Annotated in this window: 7 protein-coding genes; 4 read left to right on the plus strand and 3 right to left on the minus strand. The window is 72.8% G+C overall.

Annotated features, from left to right (window positions below; translation table 11 throughout):
* From AB8A24_RS42425 to AB8A24_RS42435, 3 genes are all read right to left on the minus strand, one after another.
* Positions 1-626 (minus strand): DUF4350 domain-containing protein (locus AB8A24_RS42425; protein WP_369479175.1); only part of this gene is annotated, 626 nt, incomplete at its 3' end.
* Complete coding sequence (locus AB8A24_RS42430) at positions 623-1,303, minus strand: DUF4129 domain-containing protein (RefSeq protein WP_369479176.1); 681 nt, start codon at positions 1,301-1,303, stop codon at positions 623-625. The genes AB8A24_RS42425 and AB8A24_RS42430, both read right to left, overlap by 4 nt.
* 7 nt (positions 1,304-1,310) lie before the next feature.
* The gene (locus AB8A24_RS42435; protein WP_369479177.1) at positions 1,311-2,552 is read right to left on the minus strand and encodes a glycerophosphoryl diester phosphodiesterase membrane domain-containing protein; all 1,242 of its coding nucleotides are present in this window, start codon (positions 2,550-2,552) and stop codon (positions 1,311-1,313) included.
* Between the two features lie 313 nt (positions 2,553-2,865).
* On the opposite strand from AB8A24_RS42435, the gene mtrA reads away from it, so the two are divergent.
* From mtrA to AB8A24_RS42455, 4 genes are all read left to right on the plus strand, one after another.
* Positions 2,866-3,555 carry a two-component system response regulator MtrA gene (mtrA, locus tag AB8A24_RS42440; protein WP_199810456.1) on the plus strand — a complete coding sequence of 230 codons (690 nt, stop codon included), beginning with the start codon at positions 2,866-2,868 and terminating at the stop codon, positions 3,553-3,555.
* A gap of 22 nt (positions 3,556-3,577) precedes the next feature.
* Positions 3,578-5,521, plus strand: coding sequence for an MtrAB system histidine kinase MtrB (gene mtrB, locus AB8A24_RS42445; RefSeq protein WP_328965956.1), 1,944 nt, complete (start codon positions 3,578-3,580; stop codon positions 5,519-5,521).
* Entirely contained in the window at positions 5,511-7,385 is a 1,875-nt protein-coding gene (locus AB8A24_RS42450; protein WP_328963153.1) for an LpqB family beta-propeller domain-containing protein, read from the plus strand. The genes mtrB and AB8A24_RS42450 overlap by 11 nt, the downstream gene beginning before the upstream one ends.
* Before the next feature lie 97 nt (positions 7,386-7,482).
* A partial coding sequence (locus tag AB8A24_RS42455) for a ComF family protein (protein ID WP_369479178.1) occupies positions 7,483-7,884 on the plus strand: 402 nt, incomplete at its 3' end.

The raw sequence follows: 7,884 nt of genomic DNA on the forward strand, positions 1-7,884 counted from the left end.
GGGGGGGGGGGGGGGGGGGTGTAGCGGAGGCCGCCGCCGGTGTCGGCGCTGCCGGCCGAGGTGGCGGCGGGCAGGGTGCAGCCGGGGTCGGGGTGTTCTGTGTCGGCGTCGCCCGCGGTGTGCACGCCGGGGGAGAGGTCGGTGAGGCTGTGGCTGCTGGGGGCGAGGAGGACGGTGCGGCCGCCGGAGAGGTCGATGGCCGAGCGGATGACGCCGCGTTGGGTGGCGCCGAGCCGGTCGGGGTCGGTGACCAGGAGGGTGGTGCGGGGGCCGGCGGCGTCGGCCGCCTCGCGGGCGGTGGTGACCACGCGGGTGGTGACGCCGCGTTCCTTCAGGAGCTCGGCGACGGCGTGGCTGCCGAAGGGGTCGGTGGTGCGGGGGTCGAGGTAGCCGTGGCGGGAGCCGGAGTTGAGGGCGGCCGTGGCGATGACGCCGGCGGCGAGGACGGCAACGGCGGCGAGGGCGCGGCGGATCCGGCGGATGCGGCGGGTGCGCGAGTCGGCGTCGGCGTCGGTGTCGCCGGGTGCGGGGGCGGGGAGGGGGGCGGTGCCCTCGGGCTCCCGTGCCTCGAACGCGGGCGGGGTCGACATCGCCGTCGGTGCGGCCGGGTCGGTGGGGCCGGTCATGCGGTGGGTCCCGTCAGCAGCGGCTTCGCGCGGTCCAGGGTGAGGTCGAGGGTGCGCAGGCGGGCGTACGTATCGGCGTCGGCGGAGCGGCCGCCGTAGGTGACGTCGTCGAAGGTACGGGCGGCGGCGCGGAGTTCGGCGGCGTGGTCGGGGAGGGAGACGGCGGCTTCGGCGGCGGCCTCGTCGGCGGTGCGGCCGGGGCGCGGGTCGAGCAGGGTGCGTTCCTCCAGGGAGCGGACGACGGCGCGCATGCGTTCCTGGACGGCCTCGGTCCAGCGGCCGGCGGCGGCGTGGGCGTCGGCGGCGGTGCGGTGATCGGCGGCGCTGCGGGTGCCGTCGGTGAAGAGGACGCCCGCGCCGGTGGTGATCCGGCCGGGGGTGCCCAGGCGCCACCAGAGGGCGCCGACGGCGAGGACGACGAGGACGAGGATCACGAAGAGGCCGAAGCCCCCTCCGGGGGTCGCCCCGGAGGCGGCGCCGAGCAGGTCGTCGAGCCAGTCGAAGAACTTGCGCAGGGCGCGGTCGAACAGGCTCGGGTCGTTCTCGTGGTACATCGGCTTGGACAGCTCGCGCTCGGCCGCTTCCCTGGCGGGTTCGCGCGGTGTCGTCACCGGTGGTGTCTCGGCGCTCGGCAGGAGCGCCGTGGCGCGGGTGATGAGGCCCCCCGTACTCATCATCTGTGCGTCAGCCTCCGGTCGTGCCGTAGTTCTCGAGGCCGGCGGCCCGGGCGAGCTCCAGGTCGAGTCCCTCGCGGCGGATGCGCTGGTCGACGTAGAGCAGGACGGTGACGCCGGACTGGAACGGCATGACGATGGTCTGCGCGATGATCAGGCCGATCGCGGGGGCGATCAGTGCGCCCCAGTTGTTCATGCCGCTGCCGTCCTCCAGGGCGTCGAGGCCACCGCTGAAGACGAGGAGGCTGAGGATCTGGAACGGGGCGACGATCATCGCCGAGATGAAGAAGGCGATCATGGTGGTGAGGATCGTGATGCCGAAGATCCGCCACCAGGTGTTCTTGACCAGCTTCGAGGAGCGGGCGAACGCCTTGAAGACCGAGCTCTTCTCCAGCATCAGGGCGGGCGAGGCCAGGCTGAACTTGACGCCCAGCCAGACCAGGAGCGGCACCCAGACGAAGACCCCGAGGATGACGAGGCCGACGTTGTCGGTGAGGGCGCCCGGCAGGATCAGGACGGCGCCGAGCAGGACGGCGCCGAGGGCCAGCAGCAGGGTGAGCCCGATCAGGCGCAGCAGCTGGGGGCGGGACTCGCGCCAGGCGCCGGAGACCGAGGACTGCTGGCCGAGCACGGCGCGGCTGAAGACCATCGTGAGCATCGCGGTGACCACGATCGTTCCGAGGGCCTGGATGAACTGGATCACCACGGAGGCGCCGAGGGTGCTGCCGAGCGAGTCGAAGACCTCTTCGGGGCCGGCGTCCGGGTTCGCGGCGAAGGTGATGTCGTCCAGCATGAACTTCTGCACGATCACGCTGATGACCTGGACGACGGTGGCCACGACGAGGGTGATCGGCAGGACCGAGCGCCAGTGGGTGCGCATGGTGGCGACGGCGCCGTCGAGGATCTCGCCGAGGCCCAGGGGCCGCAGCGGGATCACACCGGGCTTGGCAGCGGTGTGATGGCCCCACTGGCCGGGGCCGCCCGGGTAGCCGTACTGGGGCCCGTACTGGCCCGCCTGGGGGGTGCCTGGCTGCTGTCCCCAGCCCGTGGTGGGCTGCGGCTGGGCCTGCGGGGCCTCGGGCGTGGTGCCCGGGCTCGACCACTGACCGGGCGGCGGCTGCTCGGCGGACCACTTCGGGCCGCCGGTGGGCTGGTCGGGCGCTGCGGGCTGTTGCGCGTCGCCGTCGGTGCCCGGCCGCTCGCCGTCGGACGGAGAGGATCCGGGCGAAGCCCAGCCCGGAGAGTCGTTCATCGTCACTCCTTCATGTGCGCCTGCCGCGGCGGGGCGCTGGTCGCTGCCATCGTGCCACGTAGGGGGCCCGAACGGAGTAGGGGGTGGGCGGCGGATCGGGCGCGGTGGCGGGGTGGAGAGGGCCGGTTCGGGAGGATCCTGACCGGTCGGTCGATCCCGGGCGGTGCTGCGGGGTCTTCGCAGCCCGTACCTTCAATAGTCGACCCGATCGAGGGCAGACTGGTGGAGCTGATCTCCACGCAGGTCCGAGGGTCGATTTCCAGCCCTTTTGGCTGTGGGACAGCTCACCGCCGGGTAACGATTAGCTAATGGGATGATGTCAAGCATGAAGGGACGAGTCCTTGTCGTCGACGACGACACCGCGCTGGCCGAGATGCTCGGCATTGTGCTGCGTGGAGAAGGTTTTGAGCCGTCGTTCGTAGCGGACGGCGACAAGGCGCTGGCGGCCTTCCGGGAGGCGAAGCCCGACCTGGTGCTGCTGGACCTCATGCTGCCCGGAAGGGACGGCATAGAGGTGTGCCGGCTCATCCGGGCCGAGTCCGGCGTGCCGATCGTCATGCTCACCGCCAAGAGCGACACGGTGGACGTCGTCGTGGGCCTGGAGTCCGGGGCCGACGACTACATCGTCAAGCCGTTCAAGCCGAAGGAGCTGGTGGCCCGTATCCGGGCGCGTCTGCGCCGGTCGGAGGAGCCCGCGCCCGAGCAGCTGGCCATCGGTGACCTGGTCATCGACGTGGCCGGGCACTCGGTCAAGCGGGAGGGCGCTTCCATCGCCCTGACCCCGCTCGAGTTCGACCTGCTGGTCGCCCTCGCGCGCAAGCCCTGGCAGGTCTTCACCCGTGAGGTGCTGCTGGAGCAGGTCTGGGGCTACCGGCACGCGGCGGACACCCGCCTGGTCAACGTGCATGTGCAGCGCCTGCGCTCCAAGGTCGAGAAGGATCCGGAGCGCCCCGAGATCGTCGTGACGGTGCGTGGTGTCGGCTACAAGGCCGGACCCAGCTGACGTGCAGTCCGGCACCTCCGGCATGTCCGGCAGGGTCCCGGGCGGCTTCCGTCCGTGGAAGTTGCGCCTCGGCCGGCTGTTCCGGGACCGTGCGTCGAGCAGCCGCGTCCTACGGCTCTTCGTACGTCTGGCGCGCCGGCCGCTGCTTCCGGCTGTCCGCCTGTGGCGGCGCAACATCCAGCTCCGGGTGGTCGCGGCCACCCTGCTGATCTCGCTCGCCGTGGTCCTCGCCCTGGGCTTCGTCGTCATCGCCCAGGTCAGCAAGGGTCTCCTCGACGCCAAGGAGGAGGCGGCGCAGAGCCAGGCCGCGGGCGGGTTCGCGGTGGCGCAGGAGAAGGCCAACGCCCCGGCCACGGTGGACGGGCCCGACGCCACCGACAACAAGGTCGGCCGGGACGCCAGTACCTGGATGAACTCCCTGGTCAAGCAGTTGGCCAGTGGTGGCCAGACCGCCTTCGAGGTCGTCGCGCTGGGCGCGGGCACGGGCGATGAGGCGCTGCCCGGGACGCAGGGCGTCAAGGGGGCCCGGGCCTCCGGGAACGTGGACCCGACCGCCAGCGTCCCGCTGGGGCTGCGCCGGGCCGTCAACCATGCCACCGGCGCCTTCAAGACCTTCTCCGAGATCCGCTACACCAGCGGGGACGGGGCGAAGGAGCCCGAGCCGGCGCTGGTCATCGGCAAGCGTCTCTCGGACATCAACGGCGACCCGTACGACCTGTACTACCTCTTCCCGCTCACGCAGGAGGAGGAGTCCCTCAACCTGATCAAGGTCACCATCGTGACCGCGGGTCTGTTCGTCGTCGTCCTGCTCTGCGGTATCGCCTGGCTCGTCGTACGCCAGGTGGTGACCCCTGTCCGGATGGCCGCCGGGATCGCCGAGCGGCTCTCGGCCGGGCGGCTCCAGGAGCGGATGAAGGTCACCGGTGAGGACGACATCGCGCGTCTCGGCGAGGCCTTCAACAAGATGGCGCAGAACCTCCAGAACAAGATCCAGCAGCTGGAGGAGCTGTCCCGGATGCAGCGCCGCTTCGTCTCGGACGTCTCGCACGAGCTGCGCACCCCGCTGACGACGGTACGGATGGCCGCCGACGTCATCCACGACGCCCGGGTCGACTTCGACCCGATCACCGCGCGCTCCGCCGAACTGCTCGCCGGGCAGCTCGACCGCTTCGAGTCGCTTCTGGCCGACCTGCTGGAGATCAGCCGGTTCGACGCCGGGGCCGCGGCCCTGGAGGCCGAGCCGATCGACCTGCGTGACGTCGTACGCCGGGTCATCGACGGCGCCGAGCCGCTCGCCGAGCACAAGGGCACCCGGATCCGGGTCCTGGGCGACACCCAGCCGGTCATCGCCGAGGCGGACGCCCGGCGGGTGGAGCGGGTGCTGCGCAATCTGGTCGTCAACGCCGTGGAGCACGGCGAGGGACGCGATGTGGTGGTTCGGCTGGCGTCCGCGGGCGGTGCCGTCGCCGTCGCCGTACGGGACTACGGGGTCGGGCTGAAGCCCGGCGAGGCCACCCGCGTGTTCAACCGGTTCTGGCGGGCCGACCCGGCGCGGGCGCGCACGACCGGCGGGACGGGCCTGGGCCTGTCCATCGCCGTCGAGGACGCCCGGCTGCACGGTGGCTGGCTGCAGGCCTGGGGCGAGCCGGGCGGCGGCTCGCAGTTCCGTCTGACCCTGCCGCGCACGGCCGACGAGCCGCTGCGGGGCTCGCCCATCCCGCTGGAGCCCGAGGACTCGCGGGCCAACCGCGCCAACCGGGCCCGGGCCGCGGCCGAGGCCGCGGGCGGCGCGCGGGAGCGTACGCCCGCGGAACCGGGCGACCGTTCGTCGATACCGCCGCGCTCGCCCGTCGCCGGTGCGATGCCGGTACCCGCCGACCCGACGGCCCTGCCGGGGAACGGGGCCAGGGTCGTGGCCCGCCCGGCCGACGAGGCACAACAGGAGGACCGAGCCGATGGACGCTGAGCCCTTGGACGCGCGGGCGGGGCGTGCGCGGGTGCGGCGCCGGCGGCTGCGTACCGTACGGGCGTACGCCTTCGGGGCGGCCGGGCTGCTGCTCGCCGGGTGTGCCTCCATGCCGGACAGCGGTGACATCCGCCCGGTGCAGGCTTCGCAGGGCGTGGACTCGCAGGTGCGGGTGTTCGGCGTACCGCCCGCGGACAAGGCCACCCCGGCGGAGATCGTCGACGGCTTCCTGGAGGCGATGACCAGCGACGACCCGCAGCTGGAGACCGCCCGCAAGTACCTCACCGAGGCCGCCGCGAAGAACTGGAAGCCCGGCTCGGCCGTCACCGTGCTCTCCTCCGGACTCAACCGGGTTCCCAACCGGGGCGAGAAGGACCCCGAGGGGCCCCGCTGGAAGGTGACGGGCAAGAAGCTCGCGACCGTCGACGAGCACAGCGCGTACCAGCCGCAGACCGGGGCCAGGGAGTACGAGGAGTTCCTCCAGCTCGTCCAGAACGAGGACAAGCAGTGGCGGATCTCGACCCCGCCGAGCGGGCTGGTGCTCAGCGAGTCGGACTTCCAGCGCATCTACATGCCGGTCAACAAGTACTACTTCGCGGGCGGCACGCTCGTCGCCGACCCCGTCTACGTGCGTCAGCGCACCGATCCGGACTCGCGGATGGACCCGACCACGCAGACCGTGCAGTCGCTGCTGGCCGGGCCTTCGCGGTGGCTGGCCCCGGTCGTGGAGTCCAGCTTCCCCACCGGTACGGAACTGAGCCCGGGCACCAAGTCCCTTTCGTACGACGGGCAGAACACGCTGCGCGTGCCGCTCAACGAGAAGGCCGAGAACGTCGCGCAGCCGCAGTGCAAGAAGATGGCCACCCAACTCCTGTACACGGTCAAGGATCTGACGGGTTCCCGGCTGGACCAGGTCGAACTGGTGCGGGCCGGCGGCAAGTCGACCTCGCTGTGCTCGGTGAGCGAGGTGAGCGCGACCGCGATCGCGGGACGGCCCAAGATTCCCGAGTTCCAGTACTTCGTCGACAACGACAAGCGGCTGGTCCGGATGAAGTTGGACACGAGCAGCGAGGACCAGCAGGCCCGGTTCGAATCGGTGCCGGGGCCGCTGGCCACGCCTCCGGGGTTCAAGGTCAGATCGGCGGCGGTCTCGCACGACGAGCGGCGGGCGGCCGTGATCTCCGAGGACGAGCACGCGCTGTACGTCGTCGCGCTGGTCGGGGGCGGGACGATGCCGCAGCCGTTGCCGATCGGCAAGGGCGGCAAGGCGGCGCTGCTGACCGCGCCGAGCTGGGACGCTTCGGGTGATCTGTGGGTCGCGGACCGCGATCCGCAGGCCCCGGGGCTGTGGCGGGTGCCGGGTGGTGCCGGAACGCCGGAGAAGGTGCAGGTGGCGGGGCTGGACGGGCGGAAGATCGCCTCTCTGAAGGCGTCCGCGGACGGGGCGCGGATCGCGCTGCTGGTGGAGCAGCCCGACGGCAACAAGGTGCTCTACGTCGGGCGGATCGAGCGGCCCGACGGCAAGACGGACTCCTCGGCGGTGTCGGTGCGCGAGCTGCGCCCGGCGGCCCCGCAGATGGTCGACGTGACGGCGATGAGCTGGGCGCCGCGCGGGCGGCTGCTGGTGGTGGGCCGGGAGAACGGCGGCGTGCAGCAGGCCCGCTACATGCTGGCCGACGGCTCGATGGTCGCGGCGAGCCTGCCGGGTGCCACCGGGCTGTCGGAGGTGGCGGTCGCGGCCACGGAGGACGAGGCGAAGCCGAAGCCGGTGGTCGCCTACTCGGAGGACGGGATCGTGTGGCTGCCGCCGGGGGCGCAGTGGCGCACGGTGGCGGGCGGCCGGTCTCCGGTGTACCCGGGCTGACCTGCCCTCGCGTACGGGCCGTCCACAGGGGTCGCGGAGTGTCGCCGCGTCGTCCACAGGGGTCGCGGGGTGGTGCCGCGCCCGTCAGTGTGGAGCCATGCGGGGTTGGTGGCAGGAGCTCGCCGGGCTGGTCCTGCCGGTGGACTGCGCCGGCTGCGGGGCGGTGCGGGTGCTGGTGTGCGCCGAGTGCCGGGATGAGCTGAGCGGGGCCGTGGAGGGGCCGGTGCGGCCGTCTCCGCGGCCCGCGGGGCTGCCGGTGGTACGGGCCGCCGCCGTGTACGAGGGGGCCGTACGGAGCCTCCTGCTGGCGCACAAGGAGCGCGGGGCGCTGCCGCTGGCCGGGGTGCTCGGTGCCGCCCTGGCGGTGGCCGTCGTGGGCGGCGGCCGCGGTGGTGCGGCCGGGCCGGGTGGTGCGGGGGAGGTGGTGCTGGTCCCGGTCCCCTCGGCGCGGCGGCAGGTGCGGGCGCGCGGGCACGATCCGGCGCGCAGGATCGCCCTG

The organism is Streptomyces sp. BF23-19 (genome assembly GCF_041106355.1).
In the GTDB taxonomy this organism is placed as follows: Bacteria; Actinomycetota; Actinomycetes; order Streptomycetales; family Streptomycetaceae; genus Streptomyces; species Streptomyces virginiae_A.